This is a genomic window from Streptomyces barringtoniae (assembly GCF_020819595.1).
GTDB lineage: Bacteria > Actinomycetota > Actinomycetes > Streptomycetales > Streptomycetaceae > Streptomyces > Streptomyces barringtoniae.
Genome location: NZ_JAJHNP010000016.1, coordinates 1 through 18,692 on the forward strand (window position 1 = coordinate 1; position 18,692 = coordinate 18,692).

Consider the following 18,692-nt stretch of genomic DNA (forward strand, 5'->3'; position numbering starts at 1 on the left):
TCGGAGGGTATCGCGGTGGGCGAACCAGGACAGAGCCGTGTCCGTCGGATGAGACAAGATCACCGAAGCGTGGACTTGTGAATCAGTACGACGATATGCGCGGGGCTGTGGAAAACCTTCGGTGACTGTCCGTGAGCGGATGCATCCTGGACGCATGACGGATCACTCGGGTCTCGAAGCGGAGCTGCGCGGCGCCGTCCGGGGAGAGGTCGGTTTCGACACCACCTCCCGGGCGCTGGTCACCATGGACGCGTCCAACTACCGGCGTGTCCCGGCGGGCGTCGTCGCCCCCGAGGACGCCGACGACGTGGCCGCCGTGCTGGAGGTCTGCCGCGCGCGCGGGGTGCCGGTGGTGGCGCGCGGCGCAGGCACGTCGATCGCCGGGCAGGCGACCGGCACCGGCGTGGTGCTGGACTTCACCCGGCACATGAACGGCCTGCTGGAGCTGGACCCCGGCACCCGTACGGCCGTCGTCCAACCGGGGCTCGTCCTCGACCGCCTCCAGGAGGCCGCCGCACCGCACGGCCTGCGCTTCGGCCCCGACCCGTCCACACACAGCCGGTGCACGATCGGCGGGATGATCGGCAACAACTCCTGCGGCTCGCACTCGGTCGCCTGGGGGACGACCGCGGACAGCGTGCGCGAGCTGTCCGTCCTCACCGCACGCGGGCGCCGGCTGCGGCCCGGGCCGGGCTGGGCGGGCGCCCCGGACGGGCTGCGCGAGCTCGCGGAAGGGGAGCTGGCGCGGCTGCGCACCGGCTTCCCGGAGCTGCCCCGCCGCATCTCCGGGTACGCGCTGGACGCGCTGGTGCCCGAGAAGGGCGCCGACGTCGCCCGCTCCTTCTGCGGTTCCGAGGGCACCCTCGGCATCCTCACCGAGGCCGTCGTCCAGCTGGTCGAGGCCCCACGCGCACGTGCCCTGGCCGTGCTGGCGTACGGCGACGAGAGCGCCGCCGCCGAGGTCGCCGCCGGACTCCTCCCGTTCGGCCCGCTGACGGTGGAGGGCATGGCGGCCGACCTGGTGCGCGCGCCGGCCGGGCTGCCCGAGGGCGGTGCCTGGCTGTTCGTGGAGACCGGCGGGGAGTCGGCGGCCGAGGCACGCGCGCGCGCCGAGGACATGGTCCGCGCGGCCGACGTGACCGACTCCCTGGTGGTGACCGACCCGGCCGCCCAGCGCACCCTGTGGCGCATCCGCGAGGACGCGAGCGGCACGGCCACCCGTATGCCCGACGGCAGTGAGGCCTGGCCCGGCTGGGAGGACTGCGCGGTGCCGCCCGCCCGGCTCGGCGCCTATCTGCGGGACTTCCGCGCCCTGCTGTCGGCACACGGCCTGCGCGGCACGCCGTACGGCCACTTCGGCGACGGCTGCATCCACGTCCGTATCGACTTCGACCTGCTCACCGGGACCGGCATCGGCCGCTTCCGCCGCTTCTCCGAGGAACTGGCCGACCTGGTGGTGGAACACGGCGGCTCCTTGTCCGGGGAGCACGGCGACGGACAGGCTCGCGCGGAGCTGCTGCCGCGCATGTACGGCGAGGAGACGGTGCGGCTCTTCGAGCGGGCCAAGGCGGTCTGGGACCCCGACGACCTGCTCAACCCCGGCATGCTGGTCCGCCCGGCGCGGTTGGACGAAAACCTCCGCTTCTCCGTCCTCCCGGCGAAGCCCGTCGACGTGGCCTTCGGCTACCCGGCCGACGAAGGCGACTTCCGCGCCGCCGTCCGCCGCTGCGTCGGCGTCGCCAAGTGCCGTACGACCACGGCGTCCGGCCCCGCCGTGATGTGCCCGTCCTTCCGGGCGACCGGCGAGGAGGAACACTCCACGCGCGGCCGGGCCCGGCTGCTGCACGAGATGCTGGCCGGCGAACTCGTCACCGACGGCTGGCGCTCGACGGAGGTCCGCGACGCCCTCGACCTGTGCCTGTCCTGCAAGGGCTGCCGCTCCGACTGCCCGGTCGGCGTCGACATGGCCACCTACAAGGCCGAGTTCCTGCACCACCACTACGCCGGCCGGCGCCGTCCCGCCGCGCACCTCACCATGGGCCGGCTCCCGCAGTGGCTGCGCTGGGTCGCCGCCACCCGCACGGCCCCGCTGCTCAACGCCCTCGCCTCGGTGCGGCCGTTGGCCCGGATCGGCAAACGCCTGGGCGGGATCGCGGCCGAGCGGGAGATTCCCCGGCTGGCGACGCGGACGTTCACCGGCTGGTGGCGCGGCAGGAAGCCCGCCCCCGGCGGCACCGCGGGGCCGGTGCCGGGGAGCTTCGGCCCGGGAGACCTGGTCGTGCTCTGGCCGGACACCTTCACCGAGCATCTGTCGCCGGAGGTCGGCCGGGCCGCCGTCCGGGTGCTGGAGGCCGCCGGGCTGCGGGTGGCGCTGCCGCCGACGCTGCTGCCGCGCGGGCGGAGGATCGGCGAGGGCGGGATCGGCGACGGCCGGACCAGGTCGGCCGCCGCGCTGCTCACCTCCCGCCGGGCCCGGGTCTGCTGCGGCCTCACCTATCTCTCCACCGGCCAGCTCGACCGCGCCCGCACGGTCCTGCGGCGCACGCTCGACCTGATGGAGCCGGTGCTGCGGGCCGGGGCCCCGGTCGTCGTCCTGGAACCGAGCTGTGCCGCGGCCCTGCGCGCCGACCTGCCCGAGCTGCTCCACGACGACCCGCGCGCGGCCCGGCTCGCCTCCGCCGTCGTCACCTTCGCCGAGGCCCTCCAGCGGCACGCCCCGCACTGGACCCCGCCCGTCGTGGACCGGCCGGTCGCCGGCCAGACCCACTGTCACCAGCACGCGGTGCTCGGCGACACCCCCGACCGCCGGCTGCGCGAGGCCGCGGGCCTCACCGGCGAGCTCAGCGGCGGCTGCTGCGGCCTCGCGGGCAACTTCGGCTTCGAAGAAGGCCACTTCGAGGTGTCGAGGGCCTGCGCGGAGGAGCAGCTCCTGCCCTCGGTCCGTGCGGCCCCCGAGCGGACGGCGATCCTGGCCGACGGCTTCTCCTGCCGTACCCAGCTGGACCAGCTGGCCGGGGTCCGGGCCCGCCATCTGGCTGAGGTGCTGGCGGAGGCGCTGGACATGGAGACGGGGGTCTGAAGTGACGGAGGAAACGGGGGACTCGAAGTGACGGGGGAATACGGCAGGTTGGCCGTGCTGTCCGACATCCACGGCGTGCTGCCCGCCCTGGAGGCGGTCCTGGCGGAACCGGAGGTGGCGGCGGCCGACCGGATCGTCCTGACCGGTGACATCACGGCGGGCCCGCAGCCGGCCCAGGTGCTGGACCTGCTGCGGGAGCAGGGCGAGAGAGTGCTGTGGCTCGCGGGGAACGCCGACCGGGAGCTGGTGGAGTACCGGTGCGGCGAGCGCACGGACATCCCCGACCCGATCGGCCCGCATGCGGCCCGGGCCCTGCGCGAGGAGCAGATCGAGTTCCTCGCCGGCCTGCCCCGGACGCTCACCCTGCGCGTCCGCGGCCTCGGCACGGTCCTGTTCTGCCATGCCACCCCGCGCGACGACGAGGAACTGGTGCTGGTGGACTCCCGCCCCGACCGCTGGGCAGAGGTCTTCACCGGCCTCGACCCCGGCATCGGCACGGTCGTCTGCGGCCACACACACATGCCCTACGTCCGTCTGGCGCACGGCCGTCTGGTCGTCAACCCCGGTAGCGTCGGCATGCCCTACGGCCGCCCCGGCGCCCACTGGTGCCTGCTGGGCCCCGGCACCGACCTGCGCGTGACGCCGTACGACATACCGGCCGCGGTCGCCCGGCTCACGGCCGAGTGCGCCTACCCGGAGATCGCCGAGTGGGCCGACTACTTCCTGTACGCCCGGGCGACGGACACGGAAGTGCTGACGGCATGGGGACCGAAGGACGGGCGGGGTGCTTCGTAGGGTGCGGTGACCGGCGATCTTGCGATCGGCGTACAGGGCCCGCGGACCTGGCCGCACTTGACCTCTACATGGCCCGGCGCTGAGGGCACTCTCAGCTTCGCAAAGCAACACCCAGTATTTCCAAGGGGATTCACAGCGCCCCTTTGCCTTTTTTGCCGTTCGGGAAGATGACGGGCGTGTAGGTTCTTCGGTGTCGGGTTCCGGACGCGGAATTCAGCACCCACACGTACAGTGCGACATTAGGAGTCGGAATGAGCCTGAAGAAGCTCGCCCCGCTGCCCCCGAAGCCGAAGAAGCATCTGCCGCCCCCGCCCCCGCCGAAGCACAAGAAGAAGCACGCCCCGAAGCCGCTGCCCAAGCCGCTTCCCGGTCAGGACCACTGATCCGGCGCTGAGCTGAAAGGGGCCGATGGTGCACCGTCGGCCCCTTTTTTGTTTTTCTTCGGGACGGTGATTCAGAAGGGAATACGTCGTGGATGAAGAGGGTGACGAATTCGAGTACGGCACCCCGGTCATTCCGGCCCGTACCGCATTTCGCCGGTTCTGGCCGCTGACCCAGGGCCTCAGAAAGTGGCTGCTGCTGGTCTGGCTGTGCACGGTCCTCGCCGCGCTCGCCGAGACCGAGGCCATCCTGCTGTTCGGCGACCTCACCGACCACGCCCTGCAGAAGGGTTCACCGGCAGCGTTCTGGAGCCCGGCGGGCATGTGGCTGGGTGTCGCGGTGGTCGGCGCCGTCGTCGCCTACGCCGGCAACTCCCTCGCCGCCTGGGTGACCGAACGGTTCGTGATGCGGCTGCGCGAGCATGTCTTCGACCACGTGCAGCAGTTGCCGCCGCACTTCTTCCAGCGCCACCGCCAGGGCGATCTGCTCTCCCGGCTGACCGGCGACGTCGAGGCGATCGAGACGATGGTCGTGTCCGGGCTCGTCGGCGCCGCCTCGGCCGCCTTCTCCGCCCTCTTCTACGCGGCTGCCGCGTTCTGGCTGCGCTGGGACCTGGCCGTCGCCACCTTCGTCCTCGCGCCCCTGTTCTGGCTGGCCGCGCGCCGCTTCTCCGGTTCCATCAAGGAGGTCTCCCGCGCGGGCCGGGTCGCCGACGGCGCGATCACCTCCGTGGTGGAGGAGTCCCTGGGCAACATCGTGCTCACCCAGGCCTACGACCGCCGGGACGCCGAGCGCCGCCGGCTGCGCGGGGAGGCGAACGCCTGGTTCCGCGCCTCGGTCCGCTCCACCCGCCTGAACGAGGCCTACGAGCAACTGGTCCAGGTCATCGAGACGGTGTGCGTCCTCGCCGTGATCGGCATCGGTGCCTGGGAGATCTCCACCGGCCGGATGACCCTCGGCCAGCTCCTCGCCTTCGCCGCCTTCCTCGGCTACCTCTATCCACCGGTGCGCGGCCTGGCCCAGCTCGGCCTCACCGTCACCGCCGCCACGGCCGGCGCCGAGCGGCTCATCGAGATACTGGACGTCCGCCCCTCGGTCACCGACCCGCGTCGCCCTGCGGACACCGGCCGCCCGGACGGCACCATGGAGGTCAGGAACATCTCCTTCCGCTACCCCGGCGCCGAGAAGCCCGCCCTTGAGGACCTCTCCTTCACGGTCGGCCCCGGCGAGCTGGTGATCGTGACCGGCCCGAGCGGCGCCGGCAAGTCCACGGTCTCCAAGCTCCTGCTGCGCTTCTACGACCCGGACTCCGGAGACGTCCTCCTGGACGGCACACCGCTCCGGGACTTCCCGCTGGCCCGCCTGCGTGAGTACGTCACACTGCTGCCCCAGGAGACCCTGGTGCTGCACGACACGGTGCGCGCCAACATAGCCTGCGGCCGGCCCGGCGCCAGCGACCGGGCCATGGAGGAGGCGGCGAGGGCGGCAGACGCGCACGAGTTCATCTCGCGGTTGCCCGACGGGTACGACACCCGGGTCGACCCCAACTCGGCCCGCCTGTCCGGCGGCCAGCTCCAGCGCCTGGCCATCGCCCGCGCCATCCTGCGCGACGCCCCCGTCCTGGTCCTGGACGAGCCGACGACGGGCCTGGACGCCATGGCCGCCCGCCGCGTCGTCAAACCCCTGCGCCGCCTGATGACCGGCCGCACGACGATCATGATCACCCACGACCTCAACCTCGCGCCCGACGCCGACCGCATCCTGGTGGTCGACCGGGGCCGGATCGTCGAGACCGGCCGCCATGACGAACTCCTCGCCCGCGGCGGGGCGTACGCCCGGCTGCACCGCTCGCAGAACAACGCGGTGACGGACACGGGCGAGCTGCGCATGCCGCTGTGGGAGGAGCAGCGGACACCGGCGCCGGCGTACGGGCACGCACCGGCGTACCAGCAGCAGTACGGCTACGCCCCCTACGGGGCCATCCCCATGCCCGCCACCCACCCCAGCGCCCTCCCCGACGGCCGTCCCCTCTTCCGCGACGAGGAGGCGTGACCGGCGGTCTGACCTCCAGCATCCGGGACAGTTCCTTAAAGGGTTCACGCACCTGTCAAAGTCCATTACCCTGGACCCAGTAGTACATCTAGATGAACGAACCCGATCAAGCACAGGATCGCCCGTGACCGCCACCTCCAGCACCGCAGCGCCGACCCCGGTCACTTCCGCCGGACGGCAGCGCCACTTCGGCTCGCTCGGCCCGGTCGGCCTGGTGCTGGCCGGCGGCATCTCGGTCCAGTTCGGCGGGGCCCTGGCGGTGACCCTGATACCGAGGGCCGGCGCGCCGGGCGTCGTCACCCTCCGCCTCCTCGCGGCGGCCGTGGTCCTCCTCCTCGTCTGCCGCCCCCGGCTGCGCGGCCACTCCCGCACCGACTGGGGCACGGTGATCGCGTTCGGTATCGCCATGGGCGCGATGAACGGCCTCTTCTACGAGGCGGTCGCCCGTATCCCGCTGGGCCCGGCGGTCACCCTGGAGGTGCTCGGCCCCCTGGCCCTCTCGGTCCTGGCCTCCCGCCGCGCGATCAACGCACTGTGGGCGGGCCTGGCCCTGCTCGGCGTCTTCCTGCTGGGCGGTGGAGGCTTCAGCGACCTCGACCCCACAGGTGTCGCCTTCGCCCTGGGCGCCGGCGCCATGTGGGCGGTCTACATACTCTTCAGCGCCCGTACGGGCCGCCGCTTCCCCCAGGCGGACGGCCTGGCCCTGGCCATGGCGGTGGCGGCCCTCCTCTTCCTCCCGATCGGCATCACCTCGGCCGGCACCCGCCTCCTGAACCCCGCCACCGTGGCCCTCGGGTCGGCGGTCGCCCTGCTCTCCTCGGTCCTGCCGTACACCCTCGAACTCCTCGCCCTGCGCCGCCTGCCCGCCTCCACCTTCGCGATCCTGATGAGCCTCGAACCGGCGATCGCCGCGACGGCGGGCTTCCTGATCCTCGGCCAGTCCCTGTCCCTGACGGAGGCCGCCGCGATCGCCCTGGTCATCGGGGCGAGCATCGGCGCGGTCCGCACCCAGGTGGGCCGAGGCAGGGCCAAGGTGGAGCCGGTCCCGGAGGCCTGAGGGACCGCCCTGGCGCAGTGCCGCCCGCGGGCCGACTGGTGACGCAGAGTAGCGGCTGGTGAACGCAGTGGAGTGGGGTCTGTGCAAAAGTGGACGGTGTGACCGGCAACAGCGACCCCAGCCCCCGCCCGCTGAAGATCACCGCCCGTGGCCGTGCCGTACTCGCCGACCCCCGGATCAACCGCGGTACGGCGTTCACCGAGGCCGAGCGGCGGGCCCTGGATCTCGTCGGACTGGTCCCGCCCCATGTGCTCACCCAGGACGAACAGGTCGAGCGCGCCTACGCCCAGTACCGGGCACAGCCCAGCGACCTGGCGAAGAACGTCAATCTGACCGCCCTGCACGACCGCAACGAGGCGCTGTTCTACCGGCTCGTCGGCGACCACCTCGAAGAGATGCTGCCCATCGTCTACACGCCGACCGTGGGCACGGCCATCCGCCGCTACAGCAACGAGTACCGCCGCCCGCGCGGCATCTACCTCTCCGTGGACGCCCCCGGTGACATCGAGCGCTCCCTGCGCGCGAGCGGCCGCGGCGCCGACGACGTCGACCTGATCGTGGCCACCGACGGCGAGGGCATCCTCGGCATCGGCGACTGGGGCGTCGGCGGCATCGACATCGCGGTCGGCAAACTCGCCGTCTACACCGCCGCCGCCGGCATCGACCCGCGCCGCACCCTGCCGGTCATGCTCGACGTCGGCACCAACCGCAAGGAACTCCTCGACAACCCCCTCTACCTCGGAAACCGCCACCCCCGCGCCGACCGGGAGACGTACGACGCCTTCATCGACGCCTACGTCACAGCCGCCACCAGGCTCTTCCCGAACGCCCTCCTGCACTGGGAGGACTTCGGCACCGACAACGCCCGACGCATCCTGAACCGCTACCGCGACCAGGTGTGCACCTTCAACGACGACATCCAGGGCACGGGTGCCGTCAACCTCGCCGCCGTCCTGTCCGGCGTGCGCGCCGTCGGCGTGCCCCTGCCGCGGCACCGGATCGTCGTCTTCGGCGCGGGCACCGCCGGCATCGGCGTCGCCGACCAGCTGCGGGACGCCCTTGTCGCCGAGGGTCTGTCCCCGGCCGAGGCCACCGCCCGGTTCTGGTGCGTCGACCGGTACGGGCTGCTCACCGCCGACCAGGGCGACGAGCTCCGCGACTTCCAGCGGCCCTACGCCCGCCCCGCCGACGAGGTGGACGGCTGGCGGCGCGACGACGGCCTGCCCGGCATCCCCCTCGACGAGGTGGTCCGGCGGGTCCGGCCGACCATCCTCATCGGCACCTCCGGACAGAGCGGCGCCTTCACCGAAGCGCTCGTCCGCGAGCTGGCCCGGCACACCGAACGCCCCATCATCCTGCCCATGTCCAACCCCACCGACCTCGCCGAGGCGACCCCCGCCGACCTTCTCGACTGGACGGACGGCAAGGCGCTGGTGGCCACGGGCAGCCCGTTCGCGCCGGTCGAGCGGGACGGGACGACGTACGAGATCGGCCAGGCCAACAACGCCCTGGTCTTCCCCGGCCTCGGCCTCGGCGTGATCGTGGCGCGCGCCTCCCGGGTCACCGACCGCATGCTCCGCGCGGCGGCGGACGCGGTCGCCCGCCGCACCGGCGGGGACACGGACGCCACCGGGCTGAACGCACCGGTCCTCCCGCCCATCCGGGACCTGCGCGGCACGTCGGAGGCGGTCGCCGTAGCCGTGGTCCACGCGGCGACGGCGGACGGCGTCGCCCGGGCCGACCTGGGCGACGACATCGGGGCGGCGGTGCGCGCGGCACAGTGGGAACCGGTGTATCCGCCGGTGGAAGCGGTGTGAGGGGGCGGTCCCCGACCCCGCGGAAAACCATCCGGACCAAATTCATGCAAGCACGCTTGATTGTTTCTGTGCCCACTGCCATGCTCCCCCCATGGCCGACCCGACGCCCGTCATCGACGACCTGCGTGCCGAGAGCGAGGAACTCGACCTGCTCGTGGCCGAGTTGAGCCCCGAGCAGTGGGCGCTCCAGACTCCCGCGCCCGGCTGGACCCTCGCCCACCAGATCGCCCACCTCGGCTGGACCGACCGCTCGGCCCTGCTGGCCGTCACCGACGCCGGCGCCTTCCGGGCGCTGGTCGAGAAGGCGCTCGCCGCCCCCGGCTCCTTCGTGGACGAGGGCGCGGAGGAGGGCGCTCGGCTCACGCCCGCCGAGCTGCTGTCGACCTGGCGCGAGGGGCGCACCGCCCTCGACCGGGCCCTGCGCAACGCCCCACCCGGAGCCCGTTTCCCCTGGTACGGCCCGCCCATGTCGGCCGCCTCCATGGCCACGGCCCGCCTTATGGAGACCTGGGCCCACGGTCTGGACATCGCCGACGCCCTGGGCGTGGTGCGCCCACCCACCGACCGGCTCAAGCATGTGGTGCGACTCGGCGTCCGCACCCGGGACTTCGCCTACACGGTCCACGGACTCACCCCTCCCGCCGAAGAGTTCCGCGTGGAACTGACCGCGCCGGACGGCACGGTGTGGGCGTACGGCCCGCAGGGCGCCCCGCAGCGCGTCACCGGCCCCGCCCTCGACTTCTGCCTCCTCGTCACCCAGCGCGCCCACCGCGCCGACCTCGCCCTGACCGCCGTCGGCCCGGACGCCGACCGCTGGCTGGACATCGCCCAGGCCTTCGCGGGCCCGCCCGGCGGCGGCCGCCCGCCGAAGGAGGATCCGGCGTGACCGGCCTGCGCATCGGCAACTTCTCCGGCTTCTACGGCGACCGCTTCGACGCCCTGCGCGAGATGCTCACCGGCGGCGAGGTCGACGTCCTCACCGGCGACTACCTCGCCGAACTCACCATGCTGATCCTGGCCCGCGACCGCCTGAAGGACCCCGGCGCCGGTTACGCCCGCACCTTCCCGCGCCAGCTGGAGGACTGCCTCGGCCTCGCCCACGAGCGCGGGGTGAAGATCGTCACCAACGCGGGCGGGCTCAATCCGGCCGGGCTTGCCAACACCGTACGGGAGTTGGCCGACCGCCTCGGCATCCCGGTCCGCGTCGCCCACGTCGAGGGCGACGACCTCGCCGCCTCCCACCCCGGCGCGCTCGCCGCGCACGCCTACCTCGGCGGCTTCGGTATCGCCGCTTGCCTGCGGGCCGGTGCGGACATCGTCGTCACCGGGCGGGTGACCGACGCGGCCCTCGTCACCGGGCCCGCCGCCGCCCACTTCGGGTGGGGCCCCACGGACCACGACCGGCTCGCGGGCGCCGTCGTCGCCGGACACGTGCTGGAGTGCGGGACGCAGGCCACCGGCGGGAACTACGCGTTCTTCCGGGAGGGGGACGTACGCCGGCCCGGCTTCCCGCTCGCCGAGATCCACGCCGACGGCAGCAGCGTCATCACCAAGCACCCCGGCACCGGCGGCCTGGTCGACGTCGGCACGGTCACCGCGCAGCTGCTGTACGAGACCGGTGGCGGCCGGTACGCCGGACCCGACGTCACCGCCCGGCTGGACACCGTACGGCTGAGCCAGGACGGGCCGGACCGGGTGCGGATCGAGGGCGTGCGGGGCGAGGCACCGCCGCCGGCCCTGAAAGTCGGGCTCAACCGGCTCGGCGGCTTCCGCAACGAGGTCGTCTTCGTCCTCACCGGACTCGACATCGAGGAAAAGGCCGGGCTGGTGCGGGCGCAGCTCACCGACGCGCTCGCCAAGTCGCCGCCCGCCGAGGTCCGCTGGGAACTCGTGCGCACCGACCGGTCCGACGCCGGCACCGAGGAGACCGCGAGCGCCCTGCTGCGGCTCGTCGTACGGGACCCGGACGAGCGGCTCGTCGGGCGGGCGCTGAGCGGGGCCGCCGTGGAGCTCGCGCTGGCCAGCTACCCGGGCTTCCATGTGCTCGCCCCACCGGGGAAGGGCTCGCCCTATGGGGTCTTCGAGGATGTGTACGTCCCCCATGGCGCCGTAGACCATATGGCGGTCCTCCACGACGGACGCCGTATCCCTGTGCCGGTGCCCCAGGACACGCAGCCCCTGGACGACGTACCGGTTCCGCCGCTCCCCGACCCCCTTCCGCCCGGTCCGACGCGCCGCGCACCCCTCGGCCTGGTCGCCGGGGCCCGCAGCGGGGACAAGGGCGGGAACGCCAACGTCGGCGTGTGGGCCCGCAGTGACGAGGCCTGGCGGTGGCTCGCGCACGAGCTGACCGCCGAAAGGTTCCGGCAGCTGATACCCGAGAGCCGGGACCTGCCCGTCACCCGGCACCTGCTGCCGAACCTGCGCGCGGTCAACTTCGTCGTCGAGGGCATCCTCGGCGCCGGCGTCGCCGCGCAGGCCCGCTTCGATCCGCAGGCCAAGGCGCTCGGCGAATGGCTGCGCTCCCGCCACCTGGACATCCCGGAGGCCCTGCTGTGACCACCCTGACCTCGGCCCTGGACCCGGCCGGTCCCGACTACCGGGCCCACCGCGAGGCCATGCTCGCCAAGCTCGCCGAGCTCGACGCCGAGCACGCCAAGGCGCTCGCGGGCGGCGGTGAGAAGTACGTCCAACGGCACCGGAAGCGCGGCAAGCTGCTCGCGCGGGAGCGGATCGAGCTGCTCCTCGACCCGGACACGCCCTTTTTGGAGCTGTCCCCGCTGGCCGCCTGGGGCAGTGACCACACGGTCGGCGCCTCGCTCGTCACCGGCATCGGTGTGGTCGAGGGCGTGGAGTGCCTGATCACCGCCAACGACCCGACCGTGCGCGGCGGCGCGAGCAACCCGTGGAGCCTGAAGAAGGCCCTCCGTGCGAATGACATCGCGCTCGCCAACCGGCTGCCCTGCATCAGCCTGGTGGAGTCGGGAGGGGCCGATCTGCCGTCCCAGAAGGAGATCTTCATCCCGGGCGGCGCCATCTTCCGCGACCTCACCCGCCTCTCCGCCGCCGGGATCCCGACCGTCGCGGTCGTCTTCGGCAACTCCACCGCCGGCGGCGCCTACATCCCCGGCATGTCCGACCACGTGATCATGGTCAAGGAGCGGGCGAAGGTCTTCCTCGGCGGTCCGCCGCTGGTGAAGATGGCCACCGGCGAGGAGAGCGACGACGAGTCCCTGGGCGGCGCCGAGATGCACGCGCGCGTGTCGGGCCTCGCCGACTACTTCGCCGTCGACGAGCCGGACGCGCTGCGCCAGGCCCGCCGTGTCGTGGCCCGGCTCAACCACCGCAAGGCGTACCCGGACCCCGGTCCGGCGGCCCCTCCCAAGTACGACCCGGAGGAACTGCTGGGCATCGTCCCCGGCGATCTGAAGACCCCCTTCGACCCGCGCGAGGTCATCGCCCGCATCGTCGACGCCTCCGACTTCGACGAGTTCAAGCCGCTGTACGGGACCAGCCTGGTCACCGGCTGGGCCGCCCTGCACGGATATCCGGTGGGGGTGCTCGCCAACGCCCAGGGCGTCCTGTTCAGCGCGGAGTCGCAGAAGGCCGCCCAGTTCATCCAGCTCGCCAACCAGCGCGACATCCCGCTGCTCTTCCTGCACAACACCACCGGCTACATGGTCGGCAGGGAGTACGAGCAGGGCGGGATCATCAAACACGGCTCGATGATGATCAACGCGGTCAGCAACAGCCGGGTCCCGCACCTGTCCGTGCTCATGGGGGCGTCGTACGGCGCCGGCCACTACGGCATGTGCGGGCGGGCGTACGACCCCCGGTTCCTGTTCGCCTGGCCGAGCGCCAAGTCCGCCGTCATGGGCCCGCAGCAGCTCGCCGGCGTGCTGTCGATCGTCGCCCGGCAGTCGGCGGCGGCGAAGGGGCAGCCGTACGACGAGGACGCGGACGCCGCCCTGCGCGCCATGGTGGAGCAGCAGATCGAGTCCGAGTCGCTGCCGATGTTCCTGTCCGGGCGGCTGTACGACGACGGCGTCATCGACCCGCGCGACACCCGCACCGTCCTCGGCCTGTGCCTGTCCGCCATCCACACCGCGCCCTACGAGGGCGCGCGCGGCGGCTTCGGCGTCTTCCGGATGTGAGGCATCACGTGATTACGACACTGCTCGTCGCCAACCGGGGCGAGATCGCCTGCCGGATCTTCCGCACCTGCCGTGAGCTGGGAATCCGGACGGTCGCCGTGCACTCGGACGCCGACGAGAACGCGCTCCACGCGCGCGTGGCCGACACGGCGGTACGGCTGCCGGGCGCGGCGCCCGCCGAGACGTATCTGCGCGGCGACCTCATCGTGAAGGCGGCCCTCGCCGCCGGCGCGGACGCCGTGCATCCCGGCTACGGCTTCCTCTCCGAGAACCCCGACTTCGCCCGCGCCGTCCTCGACGCCGGCCTGACCTGGATCGGCCCACCGCCGGAGGCCATCGAGGCGATGGCCTCCAAGACCCGCGCGAAGGAGCTGATGGGCCTCGCGCCCCTCGACGCGGCGCAGGTCACGGAGGCCGACCTGCCGGTGCTGGTGAAGGCGGCCGCCGGCGGCGGGGGGCGCGGGATGCGGATCGTGCGCCACCTGGAGGAGCTGAGCGCCGCACTGCAGGCCGCACGCGCCGAGGCGGCGAGCGCCTTCGGCGACGGCGAGGTGTTCATCGAGCCCTACCTGGAGCACGGCCGCCACGTCGAGGTGCAGATCCTCGCCGACACCCACGGCACGATCTGGCCCCTCGGCACCCGCGACTGCTCCCTCCAGCGCCGCCACCAGAAGGTCATCGAGGAGGCCCCGGCGCCCGGCCTCTCCGAGCAGCTCACGCAGGACCTGTACGCGCTGGCCGTACAGGCCGCCTGCGCCGTCGCCTACGAGGGCGCCGGCACCGTCGAGTTCCTGGTCGCCGACGGCCGCGCGCACTTCCTGGAGATGAACACCCGCCTCCAGGTCGAACACCCCGTCACGGAGGAGGTGTTCGGCATCGACCTGGTCGCGGAACAGATCCGCATCGCGGAGGGCGGGGCCCTCGAGAAGGACCCGCCACGCGCGCGTGGCCACGCGATCGAAGCCCGCCTGTACGCCGAGGACCCCGCCCACGACTGGACCCCGCAGACCGGCACCCTGCACCACCTCGCCGTACCGCCCGGCGTCCGCCTGGACACCGGCTGCACCGACGGCGACACCATCGGCGTCCACTACGACCCGATGCTCGCCAAGGTCGTCGCCCACGCGCCCACGCGCGCGGAGGCGGTCCGCAGGCTCGCCGGAGCACTGGAGCGCGCGGAGCTCCACGGCCCGGTCACCAACCGCGACCTGCTGGTCCGCTCCCTGCGCCACGAGGAGTTCACCAGCGGGCGCATGGACACCGGCTTCTACGACCGCCACCTCACCGCACTGACCGAGCCCGCCCCCGACCCGTACGCCCCGCTCGCCGCCGCCCTCGCCGACGCCCACGGCCGCTCCCGCTTCGGCGGCTGGCGCAACCTGCCCGCGCAGCCGCAGGTGAAGCGGTACGCGGTGGCGGGGGAGGAGCACGAGGTCCGCTACTGGCACGCGAGGCAGGGGCCTGCGGCCGACGGGGTGCGCGTCGTGCACGCCGACGCGCGACTGGTCGTACTCGAAGTCGACGGCGTGGAGCGCCGGTTCACGGTGGCGGCGTACGGCGACGAGGTCCACGTCGGCTCCACCCGTCTCACCGCCCTGCCCCGCTTCCCCGACCCCACGGCCCAGCTCGCCCCCGGTTCCCTGCTCGCACCGATGCCGGGCACGGTCGTCCGCATCGCCGAGGGCCTGGCGGAAGGGGCAACGGTTCAGGCCGGCCAAGGCCTCATATGGCTGGAGGCGATGAAGATGCAGCACCAGATCTCGGCGCCGGTCACAGGAACGCTGACCGCGCTGCATGCCAGGACCGGCCAGCAGGTGGAACCAGGAATGTTGCTCGCCGTAGTGCAGGAAACCTCTTCTTAGGAGCCTCATGTCTCCCGTCATCGAAACCGAAGAGCACAAAGCCCTCCGCTCGGCGGTGGCCGCCCTCGGCAAACGCTACGGCCGTGACTACCTCGTCCAGACCGTCGCCGCGGGCAAACCCCTCACCGAACTCTGGACCGAGGCCGGCAAACTCGGCTACCTCGGCGTCAACCTCCCCGAGGAGTACGGCGGCGGTGGTGGTGGTATCGCCGAACTGTCCATCGTGCTCGAAGAGCTGGGGGCGGCGGGCTCCCCCCTGCTCATGCTGGTGGTCTCCCCGGCCATCTGCGGCACGGTGATCTCCCGCTTCGGCACAGAGGCCCAAAAACGGCAGTGGCTCCCCGGAATCGCCGACGGCACCCGCCTCATGGCCTTCGGCATCACCGAACCCGACGCCGGGTCCAACTCCCACCGCATCACCACCACGGCCCGCCGCGACGGCACCGACTGGCTCCTCACCGGCCGCAAGGTCTTCATCTCCGGCGTCGACATGGCCGACGCCGTCCTGATCGTCGGCCGCACCGAGGACGCCCGCACCGGACGCCTCAAGCCCTGCCTGTTCATCGTCCCGACGGACGCCGAGGGCTTCCAGAAGCGGCCGATCGACATGGAGCTCAACGCCGCCGAGAAGCAGTTCGAGCTGGTCCTGGACGACGTACGGCTGCCCGCCGACGCCCTCGTCGGCGACGAGGACGCCGGTCTGCTGCAACTGTTCGCCGGGCTGAACCCCGAGCGGATCATGACCGCGGCGTTCGCCATCGGGATGGGCCGGTACGCGCTGTCCAAGGCCATCGAGTACGCCCGCGACCGTACCGTCTGGAAGTCCCCGATCGGCGCCCACCAGGCCATCGCCCACCCCCTGGCGCAGGCGCACATCGACCTGGAACTGGCCCGGCTGATGATGCAGAAGGCGGCCCACCTCTACGACGCCGGTGACGATGTCGGCGCGGGCGAGGCCGCCAACATGGCCAAGTACGCGGCCGGGGAGGCCTGCGTGAAGGCCGTCGACCAGGCCGTGCACACCCTCGGTGGCAACGGGCTCACCCGCGAGTTCGGGCTCGCCTCGTTGATAACGGCCGCACGCGTGGCTCGTATTGCTCCGGTGAGCCGGGAGATGATTCTCAACTACGTCTCCCATCAGAGCCTCGGTCTGCCCAAGTCGTACTAGGCCGCCGCATCCGCCTGGAGGAACCGTGTTCCGCAGCGAGTACGCAGACGTTCCGCCCGTAGCCCTCCCCGTCCACGAGGCCGTCCTGGGGCGCGCCGCCGAGTTCGGCGAGCGACCCGCCCTGATCGACGGCACGGACGGCACCACGCTCACGTACGAGCAGGTGGACCGGTTCCACCGGCGCGTCGCCGCCGGTCTCGCCGACGCGGGCGTCCGCAAGGGCGACGTCCTCGCCCTGCACAGCCCCAACACCATCGCCTTCCCGACCGCCTTCTACGCCGCCACGCGCGCGGGTGCCTCCGTCACCACCGTGCACCCGCTCGCCACGCCCGAGGAGTTCGCGGGGCAGCTCGGCGACAGCGGCGCGCGCTGGATCGTCACCGTCTCGCCCCTGCTGGAGACGGCCCGCCGTGCCGCCGAACTCGCGGGCGGCATACGGGAGATCTTCGTGTGCGACAGCGCGTCCGGGCACCGCTCCCTGATCGACATGCTCGCCACCACCGCCCCCGAACCGCGGCCCGCCCTCGACCCGGCCGAGGACGTCGCCGCGCTGCCGTACTCCTCCGGCACCACCGGCGTCCCCAAGGGTGTGATGCTCACCCACCGGCAGATCGCCACCAACCTCGCCCAGCTGGAGCCCGCCGTACCGGCCGCCCCCGGCGACCGCATCCTGGCCGTCCTGCCCTTCTTCCACATCTACGGCCTCACCGCCCTGATGAACGCGCCCCTGCGCAAGGGCGCCACGGTCGTCGTCCTGCCCCGCTTCGACCTGGAGACCTTCCTCGCGGCCATCGAAACGCACCGCATCACCGGCCTGTACGTCGCCCCGCCGATCGTCCTGGCCCTCGCCAAGCACCCGGCCGTCGCCCGCTACGACCTCTCCTCCCTGAAGTACGTCATCAGCGCCGCCGCCCCACTGGACGCCACCCTCGCCCGCGCCTGCTCGCAGCGGCTCGGCCTGCCCCCGATCGGCCAGGCCTACGGCATGACCGAACTGTCCCCCGGCACCCACGTCGTCCCCCTCGACCGGCTGCACGACGCCCCGGCCGGCACCGTCGGCAGGCTCATCGCCGGCACCGAGATGCGCATCGTCTCCCTGGACGACCCCGACAAGGACCTCGGCACCGGCGAGAGCGGCGAGATCCTCATCCGCGGCCCCCAGGTGATGAAGGGCTACCTCGGCCGCCCCGACGCCACCGCCGCACTGATCGACGCCGACGGCTGGCTGCACACCGGCGACGTGGGACACGTCGACGAGGACGGCTGGCTGTTCGTCGTGGACCGGGTGAAGGAACTCATCAAGTACAAGGGCTTCCAGGTGGCCCCCGCCGAACTGGAGGCCCTGCTGCTCACCCACCTCGGCATCGCCGACGCCGCCGTCATCGGCTCCTACAACGACGACGGCAACGAAGTCCCGCACGCCTTCGTCGTCCGCCGGGGCGACGCCGAGGAGCTCACGGAGAACGAGATCATGCTGTACGTCGCCGAACGGGTCGCACCCTACAAACGGATCCGGCAGGTCACCTTCATCCACACCGTCCCCCGCGCCGCCTCCGGCAAGATACTGCGCCGGGAACTGAGGGAGCTGCCGTGACGATGATCAGCCGCACACGCGCGCGTGCCGTCGAAACCCTCAGCCTCGACGCCACCGACACCCGCAACGCCCTCTCGGCGGCCCTCGTCTCCGACCTCGCGAACGCGCTCACCGACTGCGGCAAGGACCCGGACGTACGCGCCGTCGTCCTCACCCACACCGGCACCACCTTCTGCGCCGGCGCCGACCTGCGCGACCCGCCCCACCCCGATGCCCTCACCGGCCTGCTCCGGCAGATCCTCGAACTGCGCAAACCCGTCGTCGCACGCATCACCGGCCACGTCCGCGCGGGCGGCCTCGGACTGCTCGCAGCCTGCGACATCGCCGCCGCCTCCACCGGAGCCACCTTCGCCTTCACGGAGGTCCGCATCGGCGTCGCCCCCGCGGTGATCTCCCTGCCCGTGATCCCGCGCGCCGACCCCCGCGCCCTCGCCCGCTACTTCCTCACCGGCGAACGCTTCGACGCACCCGAGGCCGTACGTGTCGGACTCCTCACCGTCACCGGAGACGACGTGGACGAGGCCCTCGCCCCGATCCTCGACGGCCTGCGCCGCTCCTCGCCCCAGGGCCTGGCCGAGACGAAACAGCTGCTCACGGCTAGGGTGCTGGAAACATTCGACCGGGACGCGGCGGATCTGACCGCGCTCTCGGCCCGGCTGTTCTCCTCCGCCCAGGCCCGGGAGGGGATGACGGCCTTCCTGGAAAGACGGGACGCGGCATGGGTGGTGTGACC

The 18,692-nt window shown here is 72.6% G+C and carries 13 protein-coding genes; all 13 read left to right on the plus strand.

Annotation, left to right across the window (positions count from 1 at the left end; all coding sequences use genetic code 11):
* Positions 1 to 154: 154 nt before the first annotated feature.
* The 13 genes from LMU33_RS26615 (at position 155) to LMU33_RS26670 (ending at position 18,690) form a co-directional block, all read left to right on the plus strand.
* Positions 155 to 3,079: an FAD-binding and (Fe-S)-binding domain-containing protein gene (locus LMU33_RS26615; protein WP_228623132.1), complete on the plus strand. Its 2,925-nt coding sequence runs from the start codon at positions 155 to 157 to the stop codon at positions 3,077 to 3,079.
* 27 nt (positions 3,080 to 3,106) lie between these two features.
* Positions 3,107 to 3,874: a metallophosphoesterase family protein gene (locus LMU33_RS26620; RefSeq protein WP_228623133.1), complete on the plus strand. Its 768-nt coding sequence runs from the start codon at positions 3,107 to 3,109 to the stop codon at positions 3,872 to 3,874.
* Between the two features lie 251 nt (positions 3,875 to 4,125).
* Positions 4,126 to 4,257, plus strand: coding sequence for a hypothetical protein (locus tag LMU33_RS41490; RefSeq protein WP_283844209.1), 132 nt, complete (start codon positions 4,126 to 4,128; stop codon positions 4,255 to 4,257).
* A gap of 88 nt (positions 4,258 to 4,345) precedes the next feature.
* On the plus strand, positions 4,346 to 6,307 hold the full coding sequence (locus LMU33_RS26625; protein ID WP_228623134.1) for an ABC transporter ATP-binding protein: 1,962 nt from the start codon (positions 4,346 to 4,348) through the stop codon (positions 6,305 to 6,307).
* Between the two features lie 124 nt (positions 6,308 to 6,431).
* Positions 6,432 to 7,364, plus strand: coding sequence for an EamA family transporter (locus LMU33_RS26630; protein WP_228623135.1), 933 nt, complete (start codon positions 6,432 to 6,434; stop codon positions 7,362 to 7,364).
* A gap of 98 nt (positions 7,365 to 7,462) precedes the next feature.
* A complete protein-coding gene (locus LMU33_RS26635; RefSeq protein ID WP_228623136.1) occupies positions 7,463 to 9,181 on the plus strand; it encodes an NAD-dependent malic enzyme in 1,719 nt (572 codons plus the stop codon).
* Positions 9,182 to 9,272: 91 nt separating this feature from the next.
* Positions 9,273 to 10,067: a TIGR03084 family metal-binding protein gene (locus LMU33_RS26640; RefSeq protein WP_228623137.1), complete on the plus strand. Its 795-nt coding sequence runs from the start codon at positions 9,273 to 9,275 to the stop codon at positions 10,065 to 10,067.
* On the plus strand, positions 10,064 to 11,740 hold the full coding sequence (locus LMU33_RS26645; protein WP_228623138.1) for an acyclic terpene utilization AtuA family protein: 1,677 nt from the start codon (positions 10,064 to 10,066) through the stop codon (positions 11,738 to 11,740). Before LMU33_RS26640 ends, LMU33_RS26645 begins: the two co-directional genes overlap by 4 nt.
* Positions 11,737 to 13,335: an acyl-CoA carboxylase subunit beta gene (locus tag LMU33_RS26650; RefSeq protein WP_228623139.1), complete on the plus strand. Its 1,599-nt coding sequence runs from the start codon at positions 11,737 to 11,739 to the stop codon at positions 13,333 to 13,335. The genes LMU33_RS26645 and LMU33_RS26650 overlap by 4 nt, the downstream gene beginning before the upstream one ends.
* Positions 13,336 to 13,343: 8 nt before the next feature.
* The gene (locus LMU33_RS26655; RefSeq protein WP_228623140.1) at positions 13,344 to 15,197 is read left to right on the plus strand and encodes an acetyl/propionyl/methylcrotonyl-CoA carboxylase subunit alpha; all 1,854 of its coding nucleotides are present in this window, start codon (positions 13,344 to 13,346) and stop codon (positions 15,195 to 15,197) included.
* A gap of 7 nt (positions 15,198 to 15,204) precedes the next feature.
* On the plus strand, positions 15,205 to 16,365 hold the full coding sequence (locus tag LMU33_RS26660) for an acyl-CoA dehydrogenase family protein (RefSeq protein WP_228623141.1): 1,161 nt from the start codon (positions 15,205 to 15,207) through the stop codon (positions 16,363 to 16,365).
* Between the two features lie 25 nt (positions 16,366 to 16,390).
* Complete coding sequence (locus tag LMU33_RS26665; RefSeq protein WP_228623142.1) at positions 16,391 to 17,959, plus strand: 4-coumarate--CoA ligase family protein; 1,569 nt, start codon at positions 16,391 to 16,393, stop codon at positions 17,957 to 17,959.
* Entirely contained in the window at positions 17,956 to 18,690 is a 735-nt protein-coding gene (locus LMU33_RS26670; RefSeq protein ID WP_228623143.1) for an enoyl-CoA hydratase family protein, read from the plus strand. Before LMU33_RS26665 ends, LMU33_RS26670 begins: the two co-directional genes overlap by 4 nt.
* The last annotated feature ends 2 nt before the right edge of the window (positions 18,691 to 18,692 follow it).

Bases quoted from the DNA above. Each gene is read 5' to 3' on its own strand.
- LMU33_RS26615 (WP_228623132.1), top strand. From the start codon at position 155: ATGACGGATCACTCGGGTCTCGAAGCGGAGCTGCGCGGCGCCGTCCGG.
- LMU33_RS41490 (WP_283844209.1), top strand. From the start codon at position 4,126: ATGAGCCTGAAGAAGCTCGCCCCGCTGCCCCCGAAGCCGAAGAAGCAT.
- LMU33_RS26640 (WP_228623137.1), top strand. From the start codon at position 9,273: ATGGCCGACCCGACGCCCGTCATCGACGACCTGCGTGCCGAGAGCGAG.
- LMU33_RS26660 (WP_228623141.1), top strand. From the start codon at position 15,205: ATGTCTCCCGTCATCGAAACCGAAGAGCACAAAGCCCTCCGCTCGGCG.